The organism is Paraburkholderia dipogonis (assembly GCF_046027395.1).
In the GTDB taxonomy this organism is placed as follows: domain Bacteria; phylum Pseudomonadota; class Gammaproteobacteria; order Burkholderiales; family Burkholderiaceae; genus Paraburkholderia; species Paraburkholderia dipogonis_A.
On the sequence record NZ_JAQQEG010000037.1, the window covers coordinates 62,461 to 81,249 of the forward strand.

Annotated in this window: 16 protein-coding genes; 5 read left to right on the forward strand and 11 right to left on the reverse strand. The window is 62.2% G+C overall.

Annotation, left to right across the window (positions count from 1 at the left end):
• Positions 1-723: 723 nt before the first annotated feature.
• From PQR32_RS31365 to PQR32_RS31375, 3 genes are all read right to left on the reverse strand, one after another.
• On the reverse strand, positions 724-2,043 hold the full coding sequence (locus tag PQR32_RS31365) for an MFS transporter (protein WP_408236310.1): 1,320 nt from the start codon (positions 2,041-2,043) through the stop codon (positions 724-726).
• A 156-nt stretch (positions 2,044-2,199) separates the two neighbouring features.
• Positions 2,200-2,958, reverse strand: a complete 759-nt coding sequence (locus PQR32_RS31370) for an SDR family oxidoreductase (RefSeq protein ID WP_408236313.1) — start codon at positions 2,956-2,958, stop codon at positions 2,200-2,202.
• 43 nt (positions 2,959-3,001) lie between these two features.
• On the reverse strand, positions 3,002-4,441 hold the full coding sequence (locus tag PQR32_RS31375) for an aldehyde dehydrogenase family protein (protein WP_408236316.1): 1,440 nt from the start codon (positions 4,439-4,441) through the stop codon (positions 3,002-3,004).
• A 253-nt stretch (positions 4,442-4,694) separates the two neighbouring features.
• Here PQR32_RS31375 and ppa point away from each other — a divergent pair, with 253 nt between their 5' ends.
• Entirely contained in the window at positions 4,695-5,222 is a 528-nt protein-coding gene (gene ppa, locus PQR32_RS31380) for an inorganic diphosphatase (RefSeq protein ID WP_172309715.1), read from the forward strand.
• 275 nt (positions 5,223-5,497) lie between these two features.
• Positions 5,498-7,594 (forward strand): FUSC family protein, encoded by a 2,097-nt coding sequence (locus tag PQR32_RS31385; RefSeq protein ID WP_408236319.1) that lies wholly within the window; start codon positions 5,498-5,500, stop codon positions 7,592-7,594.
• Positions 7,595-7,634: 40 nt separating this feature from the next.
• Here PQR32_RS31385 and PQR32_RS31390 read toward each other — a convergent pair whose 3' ends face one another.
• Together PQR32_RS31390 and PQR32_RS31395 are read right to left on the reverse strand one after the other, a co-directional pair.
• Entirely contained in the window at positions 7,635-7,964 is a 330-nt protein-coding gene (locus PQR32_RS31390; RefSeq protein WP_408236322.1) for a GIY-YIG nuclease family protein, read from the reverse strand.
• 9 nt (positions 7,965-7,973) lie between these two features.
• Complete coding sequence (locus PQR32_RS31395; RefSeq protein WP_408236325.1) at positions 7,974-9,143, reverse strand: GNAT family N-acetyltransferase; 1,170 nt, start codon at positions 9,141-9,143, stop codon at positions 7,974-7,976.
• Between the two features lie 133 nt (positions 9,144-9,276).
• Between PQR32_RS31395 and PQR32_RS31400 the strand changes: the two genes are divergently transcribed.
• On the forward strand, positions 9,277-10,977 hold the full coding sequence (locus PQR32_RS31400) for an NAD+ synthase (RefSeq protein ID WP_408236328.1): 1,701 nt from the start codon (positions 9,277-9,279) through the stop codon (positions 10,975-10,977).
• Positions 10,978-11,102: 125 nt separating this feature from the next.
• Positions 11,103-11,441 carry a P-II family nitrogen regulator gene (gene glnK / locus PQR32_RS31405; protein ID WP_006048444.1) on the forward strand — a complete coding sequence of 113 codons (339 nt, stop codon included), beginning with the start codon at positions 11,103-11,105 and terminating at the stop codon, positions 11,439-11,441.
• A 258-nt stretch (positions 11,442-11,699) separates the two neighbouring features.
• Here the strand turns inward: glnK and PQR32_RS31410 are convergent, their stop codons facing one another.
• The 5 genes from PQR32_RS31410 to PQR32_RS31430 form a co-directional block, all read right to left on the reverse strand.
• Positions 11,700-12,851 (reverse strand): porin, encoded by a 1,152-nt coding sequence (locus PQR32_RS31410; RefSeq protein WP_408236331.1) that lies wholly within the window; start codon positions 12,849-12,851, stop codon positions 11,700-11,702.
• Between the two features lie 600 nt (positions 12,852-13,451).
• Positions 13,452-14,231 (reverse strand): ABC transporter ATP-binding protein, encoded by a 780-nt coding sequence (locus PQR32_RS31415; protein ID WP_408236333.1) that lies wholly within the window; start codon positions 14,229-14,231, stop codon positions 13,452-13,454.
• Positions 14,232-14,277: 46 nt separating this feature from the next.
• The gene (locus PQR32_RS31420; protein WP_408236336.1) at positions 14,278-14,991 is read right to left on the reverse strand and encodes an ABC transporter permease; all 714 of its coding nucleotides are present in this window, start codon (positions 14,989-14,991) and stop codon (positions 14,278-14,280) included.
• Positions 14,988-15,677, reverse strand: coding sequence for an ABC transporter permease (locus PQR32_RS31425; RefSeq protein ID WP_408236339.1), 690 nt, complete (start codon positions 15,675-15,677; stop codon positions 14,988-14,990). Before PQR32_RS31425 ends, PQR32_RS31420 begins: the two co-directional genes overlap by 4 nt.
• A 288-nt stretch (positions 15,678-15,965) precedes the next feature.
• Positions 15,966-16,742 carry an ABC transporter substrate-binding protein gene (locus PQR32_RS31430; RefSeq protein ID WP_408236342.1) on the reverse strand — a complete coding sequence of 259 codons (777 nt, stop codon included), beginning with the start codon at positions 16,740-16,742 and terminating at the stop codon, positions 15,966-15,968.
• A 594-nt stretch (positions 16,743-17,336) separates the two neighbouring features.
• On the opposite strand from PQR32_RS31430, the gene PQR32_RS31435 reads away from it, so the two are divergent.
• Entirely contained in the window at positions 17,337-18,047 is a 711-nt protein-coding gene (locus PQR32_RS31435) for a pirin family protein (RefSeq protein ID WP_408236345.1), read from the forward strand.
• Positions 18,048-18,240: 193 nt separating this feature from the next.
• On the opposite strand, the gene PQR32_RS31440 is transcribed toward PQR32_RS31435, so the two are convergent.
• Positions 18,241-18,771, reverse strand: a complete 531-nt coding sequence (locus PQR32_RS31440; protein WP_408236347.1) for a Spy/CpxP family protein refolding chaperone — start codon at positions 18,769-18,771, stop codon at positions 18,241-18,243.
• Positions 18,772-18,789 lie beyond the last annotated feature (18 nt).

An 18,789-nucleotide genomic window follows, 5' to 3' on the forward strand; every position in this document is an offset into this window, starting at 1 on the left:
CTGCTGCTTTTGTATATAGGTTTTCAGGTTCATTCGACTTCTGAATCGAACGATCATTCTATTTGTTCGTTTTACCCTGGACATCCGCGACAATCATATTTTAATCAGTCAATTCAAAATGCGACTCGATGCTGACACACAGGCCAATTGGAAGGGTAAGGGGTTATTCACACGTGTTACTGTTCGGAATCGAACATAAATTCGGGCCGGCTGCTGGCGAGGCTTAATGCGAATTCTCACTGCATTCCCGGCATATGTCGACGATATGACTTAAGTCCAGGTGATGGCAGACATTGCACGATTATTATTTGAGTGAAATTGGTGTTAATGCCTATCGAGGTGGTTTAGTTGCGATTCGCGTATCAGTGGATTATGTATTTACCGAGTTGTTTCCGTGAGCCGCACATAATAATGGGCAAGCTCCTCGAGCCATGGGCGAGTCGCGAGCGGCCGGGTCGATCGTAACGCTGCCGACCTGAACTACCGCGCAAGCTCAGGGGTATCCGCGCAAGCAGCTGCGCGAGAGATTCAGACCACACCAGGGGCGCAGGATAGCTGCCATCCGCGATCGTCCGCTCCTGGCCGACTATCGCCTCACGCCCTTGGCAGCAGTCGGCCAACATTCGTCGAAACCAGCATATTCAGCGGTGAATTGGTCGCTCCTTCGTACACCAACGCAAAGCCTCAGCAGTGAATCACCGCCAAGGCCCGCACCTCAACCTCTCACTTATTCACCATCTTCGCCGGCACGCTAATCGCAAGCAGACCGCCCAGCACCATGAACGCCGCCAGCATATACATGCCGGAATCGTTCGCGGCCGTCGCCTGCTTGAGCCAGCCCACCGCATACGGACTCAAAAAACCCGCCAGATTGCCGATGGAATTAATCATCGCAATCCCAGCCGCCGCTCCCGTCCCCGCCAGAATCGCCGTAGGCAAACTCCAGAACAGCGGCAAGGTAGTGAGAATGCCCATCGTTGCCAGCGTGAGCGACGCCATCGCCAACACAGTGTTATGCGTCCACACCACGGAGAGCACCAGACCGATCGCCCCCGCAAACGCCGGCAGCGCAATATGCCAGCGCCGCTCACGCTTGCGGTCCGCACTGCGCGACACGAACACCATCGCCACCACAGCCGCCGCAAAAGGAATCGCCGAGAGCAGGCCGATCATGAACGCATCCGTCACACCGGTCGCCTTGATGATGGTTGGCAGCCAGAAGCTCACGCCATACAAACCCATCACGAACGAGAAGTACGTGAGGCTCAGCATCAACACGCGGCCGCTCGTCAGCACCTGGCGAATCGGCATGTCGTGCTTGGTAGCTTCTTCGGCGGAGACGTGGCGCTCGAGCAATTGCTGCTCTTCCTTGGTGAGCCACTTCGCCTTCGAGATACGGTCGTCCAGCATGACGAAGACCATGATCCCGACGATCACCGACGGAATCCCTTCGAGCAGAAACAGCCACTGCCAGCCATGCCAGCCGTTCATGCCGTTGAAGCTCTTGAGGATATAACCCGACACCGGCCCGCCGATCACACCCGACAACGCGATCGCCGTCATGAACCAGGTGGTCATGCGGCCGCGCCGGTGCGACGGATACCAATAGGTGAGGTACAGAATGATGCCGGGGAAAAAGCCCGCTTCAGCAAGACCGAGCAGGAATCGCATCACGTAGAACATGGTCGTCGTGGTGACGAACATGGTCAGCATGGAGATCACGCCCCACGACACCATGATTCGCGCGATCCACACGCGTGCGCCGACTTTGTGCAGGATCACATTGCTCGGAATTTCGAAGATGAAATAACCGAGAAAGAAAATCCCCGCGCCGAAACCGTATACCGCGTCGCTCAGGCCGAGATCGCTGGTCATTTGCAGCTTGGCGAAACCGACGTTGACGCGATCCAGATACGCGACCACATAACAGAGCATCAATAGCGGCGCGAGCCGCCAGGTGACTTTGCGATAGGTCGCCTCTTCGAAAGTGGAAGGCGGCGCGCCCGCGCCGGGATGGTGGAGCGGATTTGCGGGACTAGCCATAGGTGTCTCCTCTTTTCTTGTGGAATTGAAGTACCGCCGTCGATCGATTCTATCCGTGCTGCGTGGTTTGCATGTCGAATCGATACCGGGGGAAAACACTGACGGCGGCGAGGGTCGCTGCACACGAAACCCTCGCAGACCGGATGCGGCGCGGCGCTACACGCAGCGCCCGCCGTCTACTTCAAGGCACACGCCGGTGATGAACTCCGCCTCGTCCGAAGCCAGATAAAGCGCGGCGTTGGCGATGTCCTGCGGCGTCGAAAAACGCCCGAGCGGAATGCCGGCGAGAAAGCGCTGACGATTCTCCGGCGTATCTTCGACGCCCATGAATTCGGACAGCAGCGCCGTCTCGCCCATTACCGGATTCACACAGTTCACCCGAATGCGGTCAGGACCCAGTTCGACCGCCAGCGACTTGCTCGCGATGATCACCGCACCCTTGCTGCTGTTGTACCAGACGAGTCCAGGCCGCGGCCGCACGCCAGCCGTGGACGCGATATTGATGAAACTGCCGCCGCCTTGCTCGCGGAAATACGGCACGAATTCCTGCACGCTCCAGTAGATGCTCTTCACGTTCACCGCGTAGACGCGGTCAAATTCGGCTTCCGTTACTTGCAGCACCGGCTTGTTGCGATGCGTGGTGCCGGCGTTGTTGACGACGATTTGCACGCTGCCGAAGTCTTCGAGCGCGGCTTCGCGCAGCTTTTGCCAGTCGTCGCGCTGGGCGACGTTGCCTGCCACCGCGATGGCCTTGCCGCCGGCCAGCGCGATTTCGCTTGCCACGCGTTCGGCGGCGGGACCGTTCAGATCGTTGACCACGACGTTCGCGCCTTCGCGCGCGTAGGTCTTCGCAATGCCTTCGCCAAAACCCGAGCCGCCACCCGTGACGATGGCTGTTTTACCTGTCAACCGCATGATGTCTCCGCTGTTTGTTGTGGATGGTGATACGCGTGCCTGACTAACCGTGCTTGATCGCGATGGTCTTGAGCACCGTGAAGCCGTAAAGCGCCTCGAATCCCTTTTCGCGCCCGTGCCCCGAATGCTTGACGCCGCCGAACGGCAATTCGACGCCGCCGCCCGCGCCATAGTTGTTGATGAACACCTGGCCGGAGCGCAAACGCCGGGCGAGCCGCATCTGCCGCGCGCCGTCGCGTGTCCAGATGCCGGCGACCAAACCAAAGGGTGTGCCGTTGGCGAGCGCGAGCGCTTCGTCTTCGTCGGCAAAGGACATGGCGGCGAGGACGGGGCCGAACACTTCGTCGCGTGCGAGGCGGTGGCTGGCGGGCACATCGCGCAGCAGCGTCGGCGCCTGATAGAAGCCGCTTTCCGGCGCTTCGGGAATCACCTCGCCGTGCGCCGCCATGGCGATGCCATCGTGTTGCGCGTCCGAGAGGAAATCCCACACGCGCCGCTGCTGTTTCGCGCTGATCAGCGGCCCGCAGTCGAGGTCGGCCTGCGAGGGACCCACGCGCAATGCGTGAAACGCGCCGCTCAGCCGGTCGAGCAAGGGCTCGTAAATGGCCCGGTCGATCAGCACGCGACTGCCCGCCGAGCAGGTTTGACCGGCGTTCTGCACGATCGCCGACACCAGCACGGGCAGCGCCGCGTCGAGGTCCGCGTCGGCGAAAACGATTTGCGGCGACTTGCCGCCGAGTTCCAGCGTGACCGGCACGTGATTCTCGGCGGCCATCTGCGTGACGAGCTTGCCGGTTTCCGGCGACCCGGTGAACGAAATGTGATCGATGCCGGGATGACGCGCGAGCGCCGCGCCCGCTTCATGCCCATAGCCGGTGACGATATTCAGCGCGCCGGCAGGCAAACCCGCCTCGGCGGCCAATTCGGCCACGCGCAACACGGACAGGCAGGCATCCTCGGCCGGTTTGACAACGCAGGCATTTCCGGTTGCAAGCGCCGCGCCCACGCTGCGGCCGAAAATCTGCATGGGGTAATTCCACGGCACGATATGGCCGGTCACGCCGTGCGGTTCGCGGATCGTCAGCACCGTGTAGCCGGTCTGGTACGGCAGCGTTTCGCCGTGCAGCTTGTCCGCCGCGCCGGCGTAGAACTCGAAATAGCGGACGAGGGCGGCCGAATCGGCGCGCGCCTGCTTGAGCGGCTTGCCGGTGTCGCGCGCTTCGAGCAGGGCGAGTTCTTCCTGGCGCGCGGCGACCAGCATGGACAGCCGGTACAGCACGCGGCCGCGTTCGGCGGCACTCGCCTGGCCCCATGCGCCTTCGAAGGCGCGGCGCGCGGCGTGTACGGCGGCGTCGATATCCGCCGCGGTGCCGCGTGCGAGTTGGGCGAAGGGCTGGCCGTCCGAGGGATCGAGCACGGCGATCGTCTCGCCGCCTGATGCGGCGGACCACTCGCCGCCGATGAAGTGTCGGGCTTCTTCCATGCATGCTCCTTGAGGTGTCACGTGCGCCGCGTTGCGGTTACGTGGTGTTCACAAACGAGAGGCACAATCGAGAGACGCCAGATGATTATCGCGCCGATCCAACGAGGGATGCCATCGGCCGATTGGCTATAATGGCGTATTCCGCACTGTCCGGCCGCAGCGCCAGTGCTCGAGGCGAGTTTCACGAAGCATGCCGTTCGAGCCCACGCACCGCACGCCGTGTTCCGAATTCCATCCTGATCAGAGAGCGCTCATGAGCTTCAATCACGTCCCCGCAGGCAAAGACCTTCCGCAAGATTTCAACGTCATCATCGAAATCCCGGCGCAAAGCGATCCGGTGAAGTACGAAGCCGATAAGGAAACGGGCCTGCTGCACGTCGACCGTTTCATCAGCACGGGCATGCGCTATCCGGCGAATTACGGTTACATTCCGCAAACGCTGTCGGGCGACGGCGACCCGGTCGACGTGCTGGTCATCACGCCGTTCCCGCTGCTGGCTGGCTCGGTGGTGCGTGCCCGCGCACTTGGCATGCTGCAAATGACCGACGAATCCGGCGTGGACGCGAAGCTGGTCGCCGTCGCGCACGACAAGGTCTGCCCGATGACCGCCGACCTGAAGTCGATCGACGACGTCCCCGCGTACCTGAAAGATCAGATCAAGCACTTCTTCGAGCAATACAAGGCGCTCGAGAAGGGCAAGTGGGTGAAGGTCGAGGGCTGGGCGGGCATCGAAGCCGCGCACAAGGAAATCACCGAAGGCGTGGCGAACTACAAGAAGTAAGCTGCGTCACGTTTGATTTGCTTGATAGAAAAAACCGCGCGAGCCTGCCAGGGCCGCGCGGTTTTTTATGGGCTGTCGAACACGAGGCCGTCGCGCGCCGCCTGGTCTTGCGTGCGGACACATAGACGCAATGCATCGAGAGGATGAACCGAAGCCATTTTTATATCTAGGCGTAAACCCTTATGATTGGCCGCTTGCATGCGTCTGCCTGTCGCTGGCTAGCGGCGGTCCGCTGACGCAGCGCCAATCCGCGTTCCCAGGAGCACACCGTCCGGATGCTGAATCGCAAGTCCAACCCGTCGTCTTCGCAACGCTGGTCGAGCTGGCTGTATGCCGTCGTCAGCGCGATCTACCGCAAGCGGCCGGTATGGATGGTGTCGTTTTCAACGAGCGAAGCCAGTCTGTCGGAAGGATTGAGGGCGGCTTGCGCGTCGACGGCCATGCTCGCACTCGGCAATGTGCTGCACGAACCGGCGTTCGCGTGGGCGGCGATCGGCGCGTTCTGGACCTGCCTCGCCGACGCGGCCGGCTCCAACCGCGCGCGCTTTGCGTCGATGATGGGCTTCGCGGCGCTGTCCACGTTGTGCGGCGGCTTGACGTCATTCGCTTCCGGGACCGGGGCCGTATTGGCCGCGCTCGCGGTGCTGGCCTTCACGACACTCGGCGCATTCGGCCGGATCTGGGGCGCGGCCACGTCACAGGTGACGATTCTCGCGGCTACCGCATGCGTCGTGATGGTCGACCGGCCAATGCACAGTCTGCGGCAAGGCATGGCGTTTCTCGGCATCTATCTGGTCGGATGTCTGTTTGCCGTGGCGCTGAGTCTGACGGTCTGGCGCATTCATCCGTTCGGCACGAGCCGCTCGACGCTGCGCGCCGTGTACCTGCGCCTCGCCGATATCGCAGTGGACAGCGCCCGGCTGCTCGAACGGCGGGCGGCACGCGGCGAGTGGGCCACGCATGCCGCGAAATTTCGCGCCGATGCCCGCGCCGCGCTGGAGCGTTCGCGCAAAGTGCTGGCGCGCGTGCCCGCCTCGAGAACGGGCGGCCGCGAAACCTACGACACGCTGCTCGGCTTGCTGACCGACAGCGAAGCGTTGTTCGCGTATCTGATTGCCGTCTCCGGCGCATGTGAACGAGTCCCCGACGACGCATGGCGCGCGAAACGCGCAGCCCGGCTGCTGACGGTCATGGGCGACGTGCTGCGCGGCATCGGCGCGGCCGCCAACGACGCACAGTGGGCGCGTCTCGGCGATTTGCAACTGCGCTTGCGGCGTTTTGCGCGGCGGCTCGAAACCGCCTTGATGGAACCCGTGAAGCTGAAGTCCGATTTCGAGTTGGTCGATTTCACGCCGGTGCCTGCGCAGCCCGAAGGCTGGCGCGACGGCGCCGCGCGGCTCTTCACGCGCATCTGGTCCACGTTCAAGGCCAACCTGTCGGTCGAATCCGTGGGGTTGCGGCATGCGGCCCGCGTCGGCGTGACCACCACCACCGGCTTTCTGGTGATCCGCGCACTCGGCCTGCCGTTCGGCTACTGGGCCACCATGGCGACGCTGCTGATCCTGCAACCGTCGATTGCCGCGACCTGGCCGCGCAGTATCGAGCGGGCGGCGGGCAGCATCGTCGGCGGCGTGCTGGCGGCGGCGATCGGTTACGCGATCCATTCGCCGCTCGGCATTTCGCTCGCGGTGTTTCCACTAGTGATGGCGACCATGGCGCTGCGTCCCGTGAGCTACAGCCTCTTCGTGCTGTTCCTTACTCCGACCTTCGTGCTGGTGGCCGACTTCGCGACGCCGGGCGCGAGCGAATTCGCCTATGCGCTCACGCGGCTCGGCAACAACGTGCTCGGCTGCGTGTTGGCGCTGCTGGCCACGTTCTACCTCTGGCCGACGCGCGAAAAGATCGACTACCGCGCGTATCTGAGCGAGGCGGTGCGCGCCAATCTCGCCTATCTGGGAGCCGCGCTGGAATCGCCTCGCCGCAGCGAGAAGGACATGGAGCGCTTGCGCCGCGCCGCGGGTCTGGGCAGCAATAACGCGGAGGAAGCCATCGGCCGGATTCGCCTTGAAAAACTCGAGGACACGATGGTCGATACGGTGACGCTGACGGTGCTGAGCGTGTTGCGAAGAATGGCCGGCACCGCGACGCAACTGCGCCTGAGTACGAACCGGCGCGACATGCACGATGAACTCGGCGCGTGGGTCGCGACCGTGAGCGCGGACATCGACACCGCGTTGAGTCGAAATTTGCGGCCGGTGCGCCTCGCGCTTCCCGCGCGAGACGGGCTGACTTCGCTGGAGGCCGATGCGGTGGGCGAGCTTGCGCTGATGCATCGCCTGCTCAACGAGCGGATGCGTGAGGCGAGGGGATAGCCAAGGCAGCGCAAAGAAGAAGAGCGCAGCTCAAGCGCTTTCAGGACGCGCCGGATTCTTCTTTAGCTTGTTCGTCGTCGGCAATCGCTGCGGGCTCAGGCAACGGCATCACCGATTCGAGCGTGCGCATGCCCGCTGCAAGCGCACGCTTCTCGGACGGCGACAGCCGCTTGACCCAATACTCCGCGCGCGACGCGCTCGACCGATTCGTCAATTCGAACGACGCCAGCACCTGCACCGGCTTGCGTGAACGCGTATAACGCGCGCCCTCGCCGCTGACGTGTTTGTCGAAGCGCGCCTGCACATCGACGGCGATGCCTGTGTAGACGCTGCCGTCCGAGCATTCGAGCAGATAAAGAAACCACGCCATGGGTGCGCTTCAGCCTTTGAACGGATTGTGTTCGCGCAGCTCATCCACATACGCGTGGATGCTGTTCTTTTCGTTGTCGAGAAAGTGGCCGACCGCATCGGCGAAAGCGGGATGCGCGAGCCAGTGCGCCGAGCGCGTGACCGTGGGCAGGAAGCCGCGGGCCATCTTGTGCTCGCCTTGTGCGCCGCCTTCGAACGCGCCGAGCTTTTCCTCGATGCAGAATTCGAGCGGCTGGTAGTACGCCGTTTCGAAGTGCAGGCACGGCACGTGTTCCAGCGCGCCCCAATAGCGGCCATACAGCGTGCCGCCGGTTTTCGCGTCGCGCTGATACACCACCAGCGAACTCGCGATCGGCTTGCCTTCGTATTCGGCGATCACAAGCAGCAGATTCTCCGGCATCGATGCACCGATCATGCGGAAGAAATCGAGGTTCAGATACGGACTCGAAAAGTGCTCGCGATACGTCTGCCGATAACACTTGCTGAAGAAGCGCCAGTCCGCGTCCTGAATGTCCTCGCCGCGAATCCGGCGCATCGTCACGCCGGCCTCCTGCACTTTGCGCCGCTCGGCGCGAATATTCTTGCGCTTCTTCTGTTCGAGCGTGGAGAGGAAATCGTCGAAGTCGCGATAGCCGTCGTTCAGCCAATGAAACTGCACGCCTTCGCGTTGCATCATGCCCATTTCGGTGAGCGCGTCCGCTTCCGTTTCGGTGGGAAACAGCACGTGCAGCGACGACACGTCGGCCTGTTCGGCGAACGCCATCAGCGTCGCGGCCAGGTGCCTGAGCGCATGCGTATCCGCCGACAACAACCGGTTGCCTTGCACCGGCGTGAACGGCACGGCGCACAGCAGCTTCGGGTAATACGGCAAACCGTTGCGCTTGTAGGCGTCGGCCCAGGCCCAGTCGAACACGTACTCGCCGTATGAGTGCCCTTTCAGATACACGGGCGCGGCGGCCACGAGTTTGTCCGTGCGCGGGTCCGTCAGCGTGACGAATTGCGGCGCCCAGCCGGTATCCGCGACCGCGCAACGGGTCGCGTGCAACGCGCTCAGGAACTCATGCCGCAGAAACGGCGTGGGCTGCGACTGCTGCGCGAGAAGGGCATTCCATTCGGCGGCGTCCACCTCGGAGGGCGACGCCAGAATGCCCGTGCGATAATCAAAGCGTTCCTGGTTCAATCTGTGTGACTGTTCCCAATGAGCGGCGCGGCGCTCTGAGCGCCACGCCGTTCGTTTATCCGATTTGTCCATTCCGTCGAGCTAACCAGCCGCGGTACTCGCAAGCCACGTCGGCTTGCCTGTCGATCCTGCCATGAAGACCCGAATCGCTCTTGCTCAAATCAATGTCACCGTCGGCGACTTCGCCGGCAACGTCGCGAAGATTGTCGCTGCCGCGCATGCCGCGCACAACGATGGTGCGAAGCTGCTAATCGCACCTGAACTCGCGCTGTCCGGCTATCCGCCCGAAGATCTGCTGCTGCGTCCCGCGTTCTATGCCGCGAGCGCGGCGGCGCTGGCCGACCTCGCCACGCAACTGAAGCCGTTCGCCGGCCTGCATGTGATCGTCGGCCATCCGCTGCGTGATGTGGCGCACAGCGCGGCGCACGGCCATGGTAATGCAAACGCGCCGATCGAGCGCGGCGTGCCGCCGGTCGATACCTTCAACGCAGCCTCGCTGATCGTCGACGGAGAAGTGCGCGGCACCTATCGCAAGCAGGATTTGCCCAACACCGAGGTGTTCGACGAGAAGCGCTACTTCGCGTCGGATCCGCAGCCGTTCGTGTTCGAACTGGACGGCGTGAAGTACGGCGTGGTGATCTGCGAGGACGCGTGGCATGCGTCGGCTGCGCAAATGGCGAAGGCGGCGGGCGCGCAAGTAGTGCTGATTCCGAACGGCTCGCCTTATCACCTGAACAAGGAAGTGGTGCGCTTCGACATTCTGCGCGCACGGATTCGCGAGACTGGGCTGCCGATGGTCTACGTGAACATGGTCGGCGCGCAGGACGAACTGGTGTTCGATGGCGGCTCGTTCGTCCTCGACGCGCAAGGCGAACTGGTCGCGAAGATGGCGCAGTTCGAGGAAGCGACCGCGATCGTCGAATTCGAAGACGGCAAGCCGTTGCCGGCGGCGATCGCGCCGGAGCTGTCGATCGAGGCGCAGGTCTATGCCGCGCTCGTGATGGGCGTGCGCGACTACATCAACAAGAACGGTTTCCCGGGCGCGCTGATCGGCCTGTCCGGCGGCGTGGATTCGGCGCTGGTGCTGGCCGTCGCGTGCGACGCGCTCGGCGCGGACCGGGTGCGCGCAGTGATGATGCCGTCGCGCTACACCGCGGACATTTCCACCACGGACGCCGCCGAGATGGCGCGCCGCGTCGGCGTGCGTTACGACGAGATTGCGATCGCGCCGATGTTCGACGCGTTCCGCGGGTCGCTCGCACAGGAGTTCGCCGGCCGCGCCGAAGACGCCACGGAAGAAAACATTCAGGCGCGCATTCGCGGCACCTTGCTGATGGCGCTGTCGAACAAGTTCGGCTCGATCGTGCTGACCACCGGCAACAAGAGCGAAATGGCCGTAGGCTACTGCACGTTGTACGGCGACATGGCCGGCGGCTTCGCGGTGATCAAGGACATTGCGAAGACGCTCGTCTACCGGCTGTGCCACTACCGCAACCAGGCCACTACATTCGACAAGCAGGACGTCATTCCCGAACGGATTCTGACACGCGCGCCGTCGGCGGAACTGCGCGAGAACCAGACCGATCAGGACAGCTTGCCGGAGTACGAAGTCCTCGATGCGATCATGCGCATGTACATGGAAGAGGACCGCTCGCTCGCCGAAATCATCGCAGCGGGCTATGCGGTCGACGACGTCAAACGCGTCACGCGCCTCATCAAAATCAACGAATACAAGCGGCGTCAGGCGCCGATCGGCATTCGCGTCACGCATCGCGCGTTCGGGCGCGACTGGCGTTATCCGATCACGTCGCGCTACACCGAACCGGTGGAGTGAGCCGCGGCGAACGACTGCGGACTAACCCGAAGCACGCGCCGGATTGCCGCAATGCATCCGGCGCGGCGTAGAATAAAAATCATCCATTTCCCTTTCACTCTTCCAGACACGAGACGAGGTTCGCCATGAAGCGCATCACTGCAGTCATCAAACCGTTCAAACTCGACGAAGTGCGCGAGGCGCTAGCTGAAGTCGGCCTCACCGGGCTGACCGTGACCGAGGTCAAAGGCTTCGGCCGTCAGAAAGGGCATACCGAGCTCTATCGTGGTGCAGAGTATGTGGTCGACTTTCTGCCGAAAGTGAAGATCGAAGTGGTGGTGGCGGACAATCAGTGCGACCAGGTGATCGACGCGATCATCGGCGCGGCGCGCACCGGTAAGATCGGCGACGGCAAGATTTTCGTCGCGGACGTGGAGCGCGTGATCCGCATTCGTACCGGCGAAGAAAACGAAGCAGCGGTTTGAGGCACTTGAGCTCGTCGCCTTAAAGCAGGAATCGAGCGCCGGAATTTGCCAACCGCGGTCAGCTGCACAACATCAGCCACGAATGCACCGCGCCGGTGCGCTCGGGCCGTGGCAAAACCGTGCGCTCAAATAAAAAACGGTGCGATACCCTTTCGGACATCGCACCGATACGCGCCTCTCGCAGCAGCGTGAAAAAGATTCTCTTGAAGAACTCTTGACTACACCCCGAAGGAAGTCCCTTCGGGGAACACCGTTCGATTAGAACGAGTGTTGAATACCTGCGTACACGCCGGTTTGGCTATGGCCCGGCAGCGGGTTGTCCGTGCTGGTTGCCGTACCTGCATTGTTTGCATTCAGGCCGTAGTTAGCCGTCTTGCTGTTTTGCGTCGTCGCGACCTGGATGTCCAGCAGCGTGCGCTTGGACAGGTTGTACGAGCCGCCGACCGTGTAGATCGTCGCGTTGCCTGCGCCATTGTTGCCGTTCACGTGGTAGACCGCTGCAATCAGCGCCGCAGCCGGCGTTGCTTGCCACGTCACACCGCCCCATTCGTGATCGAGAGTCGTCGGCTGGCCCGGCAGGACGTTCTGTGCACCTGCCGAACGGACAGCCTGGTAAGCAGCCTGAATCTTGAACTGGCCGAGGAACACGTTCACGAGAGCCGAGTATTCACGCGATGCCGCGAATACGCCGTTGCCGACATTGGCCGTATTGACCGCGCTCGGGTTCGGGCCGTACAGCACGCCGTTAGCCGGATTGCGGATTTCGTCGTAAATACCGCGAATCTGGAACAGCGAGGTCGTGTAGGTGACCTGCGCGCCAGCTTCACGACCTTGAGGGGTCGTGCCGTTGCCGTTCCAGCTCGTTGCGTTCGACAGCGCGTATTGACCGTAGAAGTCAAAGCCGGCGATCTTCGGCGACTGGTATGCGAAGTTGTTGCTCGATTGCGGCCAGTTGCGGCCACGCACCAGCGATGCCGACGACCAGTTCGATTGACCGAACGGGTCGAAGTCCCACACGCCGTTCGAGATGTACAGCATGCGGCCCATCGTGAACGTACCGTACTGGTCGTTCGACAAGCCGACAGTTGCCCAACGATTGAAGAGACCGCCGCCGCCAGGGCCTGCACCCGTCATGGTGTTGAAGGAGCCTTCCAACTGGAACAGGACCTTGTTGCCGCCACCGATGTCCTCAACGCCCTTCAAGCCCCACAGGCTGGTACCCCAGTCGCCGCTTTCTGCGCGCCAGCGGTTCGTGCTGCCAGTTGCCTGGCCTGCTGCGTTCGAGCCTTGCGGAACGCCCGTCATGTATTCGATACCGGCGTCAAGGCGGCCGTACAGCGTCACGCTGCTTTGGGCGTGCGCAACAACACCGGCTGTCATCAGCGCAGCGGCGAGCAAAGCTTTCTTCATCTTCTCCTCCATACCCTGTCAAAAAGTGAAACCCAGTACTGCGAATGGTGCTCGGCCGCGATTTGCGCCGAACAGAAATCGGTACCAGGGAGATTAGCGGGTGGATTGGGTCTCCTGCCGTGACGTGTAGCCTTGGGGCTATCTGGTCGCCATGCCGATCCCTCGCCGACCGGTTCTCCTCTGTGCTTTGAAGTGAAACTACTTTTAATCAACTTTGTTTTGCTACTTTGGTTACTAATTTATCAAAAATACCCTGAACTGGGAGAAGAAATTAGTACCTGCCTTGATCGATGTCTCCAAATTGCAATACGAATGTGCGCGACGACCCGTTACAAGACCTTCGAAAAATGCGGAAACCCTTATGCGACAAGGGAATCACGGATCGGCGCGGGCAACGTTAAGGATTGCCACTATTGACGCTTTAAATGCGGCAGAGTAGGGCGAGAGGGCGGGAGTTCGAGGCTTGCGGAGAGCGGTTTTCGCGGCCGAAATCGCCGGAATGCGCAGGTGAGCGAAACAAAAAAGGCGCTAGTAAGCGCCTTGTAATGCTAGTTTGACTACAACCCAAATAGCGGGCTGAATCCGGGTCTGTGTTGAGCTCTATTTGAGGCTTCCGGACAGGAACTGCTTGAGCCGGTCGCTCTTCGTGTTCCTGAATACTTCGTTGGGGTGGCCTTCTTCTTCCACCCGGCCTTGATGCAGAAACATCACGTGATTCGACACGTTGCGCGCGAATGCCATTTCATGCGTGACGACGATCATCGTGCGGCCTTCTTCGGCGAGCGTCTGCATGACCTTGAGCACTTCGCCGACCAGTTCGGGGTCGAGCGCGGAAGTCGGCTCATCGAACAGCATCACATCCGGATGCATGGCCAACGCACGTGCGATCGCCACACGCTGCTGCTGGCCGCCCGACAGATGCGACGGATACTGTTTCTCCAGGCGCGGCGCGAGCCCCACCTTTTCCAGATATTCACGCGCGCGGTCTTCGGCTTCCTTGCGCTTCAGACCCAGCACGTTGACGGGCGCCTCGATGATGTTCTCGAGCACGTTCATGTGCGACCACAGGTTGAAGTGCTGGAACACCATCGACAGCCTGGTGCGCACGCGCTGCAACTGCTTCGGGTCCGACACGCGCAACGCGCCGTTCTTGGCGATCTGCGTGCGCACTTCCTCACCGTCGACAAAGATGCGCCCGGCGTTCGGCTGTTCGAGAAAGTTGATACAGCGAAGCATCGTGCTCTTGCCCGAACCGGACGAGCCGATCACGCTGATCACGTCGCCGGCATTGGCCTTGAGCGACACGCCCTTGAGAACTTCGTTGTCGCCGTACTGTTTGTGAAGCTCGTCGACGAAGAGCTTTTGCTTCTTGGTGGTCATCAGGATCCTTGGGCGTGCTTACTTGCTGAGGGCGTGGTGCCCCGGATTACTTGCCTTGCGGCCGCAGGTAAGCGAGCCAGCGGCGCTCGGCGCGGCGGAACAGCCACACGAGCGCGAAAGAAATGCACAGATAGAGCAGGGCGGCGATACCGAACGCGTTGAACGACTGATACGTTGCCGAGTTCACATCGCGCGCGATCTTGAGGATGTCCGGCACGGTCGCGGTGAATGCGACGGTGGTGGCGTGCAGCATCAGGATCACTTCATTGCTGTAGTAGGGCAATGCGCGGCGCAGTGCGGACGGCAGAATCACGCGCCGGTACAGCGTGAACGACGACATGCCATACGCGCGTGCGGCTTCGATTTCGCCGTATGGCGTCGCCTTGATCGCGCCGGCGAAAATCTCGGTGGTGTACGCGCAGGTGTTCAGCGTGAAAGCGAGCAGCGTGCAATGCATGCCGTCGCGGAAGAACGCATTGGTGAGTTCGTGATTGCGAATGACCTCGAGGCTGTACAAGCCGGTGTAGCACAGCAGCAGTTGCACATACAACGGTGTGCCGCGAAAGATGTACGTATACAGCCACACGAGACGTGAGAGCCACTTCTTCTTCGACACGCGCGCCACCGCGAGCGGAATCGACAGGCAGAAGCCGAGCCCGATCGACACCACCAGCAGCCACAGCGTGATCGCGACGCCGGTGATGCGGTAGCCGTCGGTGTAAAGATAATTGCGCCAGTATTCCTGAATGATCTCGATCATAGATCCGCCTTTCGCACGCCGGTCGAGTAACGCTTTTCGAGGTACATCAGCACGAAGTTGGACACTGTGGTGATGACGAGATAGATCGCCCCTGCGAACAGGGTGAAGAAGAAGAACCGCAGTGTGCCCTTGCCCGCGTCCTGCGAAGCCTTGACCACGTCGGCGAGACCGATGATCGATACCAGCGCGGTGGCCTTCACCATCACCTGCCAGTTATTGCCGATGCCGGGCAGCGCGAAGCGCATCATCTGCGGGAACATCACGCGGGTGAACACCTGCCAGCCGGTCATGCCGTAGGCGGCGCCGGCTTCGAGCTGGCCGCGCGGCACCGCGAGAAACGCGCCGCGGAAGGTCTCGGTGAAGTACGCGCCGTAAATGAAGCCGAGCACCGCGACGCCAGCCACGAAGGGATCGATGTCGATCTGATCCCAGCCGAGCAGATCGGTCAGGTTGTTCAGCCAGATCTGGATGCTATAGAAGAGCAGAAGCATCAGCACCAGGTCGGGCACGCCGCGCACGAGCGTGGTGTAGACCGTGCCGACGCCGTGGGAGAAACGGTTTTTCGACAGTTTCGCCGCCGCGCCGAGCAGGCCCAGCACGAAAGCGAACGCCAGCGACAACACCGCCAGTTTGACGGTTTGCCAGGTGCCGTTGAGGAGCAGCGGGCCGTAGCCTTGAAGGAACATAGGGGGTCCTTGACGATGTGTTTGCGACACACCGCGAAAGACGCGGCCAACTCTGCGCCGCGTTTGCCGCGAGCCTGGGGCTCGCTGTGACCTGCGGCGCACAGCGCACCGCTGTGCAAATCATGACTGCATGGCCGTTGCCGGTCTTGCAGCGCGCTTTTCGACTCTCGTTGTGAAACTGCTTGTGAATCTAATGCCGACTGTATTACGAAGCCTCGTGAAAGCCCATGCGGGCGAGCCCCGAGTTTCGTGGGTGCTGCGTTCTGTGCCCGGGTTCAGTGTCCAGGCTCAATGTCCAGGATAGATGTCGAAGTCGAAGTACTGCTTCTCGAGCTTCCTGAACGTCCCGTCCTGGTGAACCTGCGCCAGCGCCTGGTTGAACATCGCCTTCAGCTCGGCGTCGTCCTTGCGCAGGCCGATGGCCGTGCCTTCGCCGATCGTCTTCGGGTCCTTCACTTCCGGGCCCGCCCAGCCGAAGCCTTTGCCGCGCGGCGTCTTCAGGAAACCGGCGTCGGCCTGCACTTCGTCCTGCAAGGCGGCGTCCAGACGCCCCGAAGCGAGGTCGGCGTACACCTGATCCTGATTCTGGTAAGGCACCACGGTCACGCCTTTGGGCTCCCACCAGACCTTGGCGTAGGCTTCCTGAGTCGAACCCTGCTCGACGCCGACGCGTTTGCCCTTCAGCGATTCAGCCGTAGGCAGAAGCGGCGAACCTGCCCTGGCAATCATGCGAGCGGGGGCGTCGAACAGCTTGCCGGAGAAGTCGATCTGCTCGCGGCGCTTGTCCGTGATGGTCAGCGACGACACGATCGCGTCGTACTTCTTGCCCTTCAACGCCGGAATGATGCCGTCGAGGTCCTGCTCGACCCACACGCATTTCACGTTCATCTTCGCGCACAGTGCGCGGGTCAGATCGGCGTCGAAGCCGACCACCTGGCCGTTGGGTGCCTTGGATTCGAACGGCGGATAGCTGGCGTCCACCCCGATTCGCACGGTTTTCCACTCTTTCGCCATCGCGCCGGTGGCCATGACCGCAAGCGCCACGCAGAGTGCGAACTTCTTCATGTTTCTCCTGGGTCAAACTGATCGTCGTGGTGCTTCGATCTCGACGACCGCCGGCTCGTGGCCGGCCGTCGCTATTCTAGGCGGTCAAAATTGTCGCGCCGCTTGGGTTGCTGCTTCGGTGCGGGGTGCGTGCATTCGATGCATCGAGGGAGTCGGGCGCGGGTCTGAAACCTGCTGCCAACCCATCGCGGTCCGGCATGCCAGGCCCACCGGTGCGCCTTCGGCGCCCACGCAATCTCGAAAAGCGCGGTATTTTACCCGAACAGGGACGAGGCGCCAGTCCGCGACGCCGGCAGCGGCGAACTGGCGCGCGCGGACGTTGCGCGGGCGCGACGCTGTTGCGCGCGTTCCAGACCGCGCATTGCCTGTGGCGCTTGCGGTGAATGCGCGACTCGTGTTGCGGGCGTTTGTCGTACGTCTGCGGCGGTCGGAATTACACCCGCAGCCTTGCACGCGCGGCCGGAACAGCGCCGGGCGGCGCCAACGCCCATTGCGCGGATTTATGGAACGATCCGGTGCACCCGCGCCGATTGTCTAGTGCAGGCCATGCCCATACATTCTGGGCATCGCTATTTACTCACCAAGAGTACTTCCATGTTCGAGATTCGCCGCTCCGAAGAGCGCGGTCACGCCAACCACGGCTGGCTCGACTCGTATCACAGCTTCTCGTTTGCCGACTATCGCGATCCCCAGCACGTGCATTTCGGCCCGCTGCGGGTCATCAACGAAGACCGTATCGCCGGCGGCGAGGGCTTCGGCACGCACGGCCATCGCGACATGGAAATCGTCACCTATGTGCTCGAAGGCGCGCTGGCCCACCGCGACAGCATGGGCAACGGCTCGACGATCCGTCCCGGCGACGTGCAGCGCATGAGCGCCGGCACGGGTGTGCAGCACAGCGAGTTCAACGCGTCGCAGGACGAATCCGCGCACCTGCTGCAGATCTGGGTGATTCCGCAACGCGCGGGCGACCAGCCCAGCTACGAGGAAAAGCGCTTCGACGCCGCCGACAAGCGCGGCCGCCTGCGCGTGGTCGCGTCGCCCGACGGCCGCGACGGCTCGGTGACAATTCATGCGGATGCGTCCATTTACGCGGCGCTGATCGACGGCGAAGAAACGGCCACGTTCGCGCTGCCCAAAGGACGGCTCGCGTACGTGCATGTAGCGCGCGGCGCGCTGACGGTAAACGGCAAGGCGCTCCGTGCGGGCGACGCCGCCAAGCTCAGCGACACGGATACGGTGACGCTGGAGAAGGGCGAGAACGCTGAAGTGCTGCTGTTCGATCTGGGGCAGCTCAACGGCTAAGTCGGGACCGTTCAGTCGCGCTTTCACTGAAAAGATAGTTGAAGTCGCAACGAGCATGCATCACGGCGGTCCGCACGCATCGCGCCGCGCCGCGTAGTCAAAAAAACGCCACGGAAGGCCAACCTCCGTGGCGTTTTTGCATCCAGCAGCGCAGACGGCCGCGCGGGCCGCCTGTGCATCTCCACCGAGCCGCTTACTGATTGGCCGCCGGCGCCGAAGCCGCGCCCTTGCGATGTTCCCAGCGCTCGTGCATCTTCTCGTGACGCGACTCCATCTTCGCAAAGCGCTGCTTGAGCGCCGTGCTGACGGTGGTCTTCTGCTGGTCGTTCAGGCCGTTGTAGAACTTGAGCCAGGCATCCGAGGTTTGCTGACGCAGTTGCGCGTCTTTCTGCTCGACCTGCTGGTGCGCGGCCGCCATGGCGTTCAGATCCAGGATCGGCTGTTGCTGCGCAGCCTTGAACTGGTTCTTGATCTGCTCATGATTGGCGCGCATGGCCTCGTGGTTCTGCTTCATGGTGTCGAGCGCGGCTTGCCACTGCTTTTCCTGATCCGCGTTCAGCTTCAACTGATCATGGAGTTGCGTCAATTGCTGCATGAAGTGGCCGTGCCAGCCGCCGGCGCCGCCATGGCCGGCGGCAGGTTGTGCGGCATAAGCAGCGCCCGCACCGATGGCGAGGGCAGTGGCGGCAACGGCGAGAACGCGCGACATCTTTTTGGTGGACATGTGAGACTCCCTGTAATG

Coding starts and splice junctions, on each gene's coding strand:
- PQR32_RS31365 (WP_408236310.1), bottom strand. CDS start 2,043: ATGGCTAGTCCCGCAAATCCGCTCCACCATCCCGGCGCGGGCGCGCCG.
- PQR32_RS31370 (WP_408236313.1), bottom strand. CDS start 2,958: ATGCGGTTGACAGGTAAAACAGCCATCGTCACGGGTGGCGGCTCGGGT.
- PQR32_RS31375 (WP_408236316.1), bottom strand. CDS start 4,441: ATGGAAGAAGCCCGACACTTCATCGGCGGCGAGTGGTCCGCCGCATCA.
- ppa (WP_172309715.1), top strand. CDS start 4,695: ATGAGCTTCAATCACGTCCCCGCAGGCAAAGACCTTCCGCAAGATTTC.
- PQR32_RS31385 (WP_408236319.1), top strand. CDS start 5,498: ATGCTGAATCGCAAGTCCAACCCGTCGTCTTCGCAACGCTGGTCGAGC.
- PQR32_RS31390 (WP_408236322.1), bottom strand. CDS start 7,964: ATGGCGTGGTTTCTTTATCTGCTCGAATGCTCGGACGGCAGCGTCTAC.
- PQR32_RS31400 (WP_408236328.1), top strand. CDS start 9,277: ATGAAGACCCGAATCGCTCTTGCTCAAATCAATGTCACCGTCGGCGAC.
- glnK (WP_006048444.1), top strand. CDS start 11,103: ATGAAGCGCATCACTGCAGTCATCAAACCGTTCAAACTCGACGAAGTG.
- PQR32_RS31410 (WP_408236331.1), bottom strand. CDS start 12,851: ATGAAGAAAGCTTTGCTCGCCGCTGCGCTGATGACAGCCGGTGTTGTT.
- PQR32_RS31415 (WP_408236333.1), bottom strand. CDS start 14,231: ATGACCACCAAGAAGCAAAAGCTCTTCGTCGACGAGCTTCACAAACAG.
- PQR32_RS31420 (WP_408236336.1), bottom strand. CDS start 14,991: ATGATCGAGATCATTCAGGAATACTGGCGCAATTATCTTTACACCGAC.
- PQR32_RS31425 (WP_408236339.1), bottom strand. CDS start 15,677: ATGTTCCTTCAAGGCTACGGCCCGCTGCTCCTCAACGGCACCTGGCAA.
- PQR32_RS31430 (WP_408236342.1), bottom strand. CDS start 16,742: ATGAAGAAGTTCGCACTCTGCGTGGCGCTTGCGGTCATGGCCACCGGC.
- PQR32_RS31435 (WP_408236345.1), top strand. CDS start 17,337: ATGTTCGAGATTCGCCGCTCCGAAGAGCGCGGTCACGCCAACCACGGC.
- PQR32_RS31440 (WP_408236347.1), bottom strand. CDS start 18,771: ATGTCCACCAAAAAGATGTCGCGCGTTCTCGCCGTTGCCGCCACTGCC.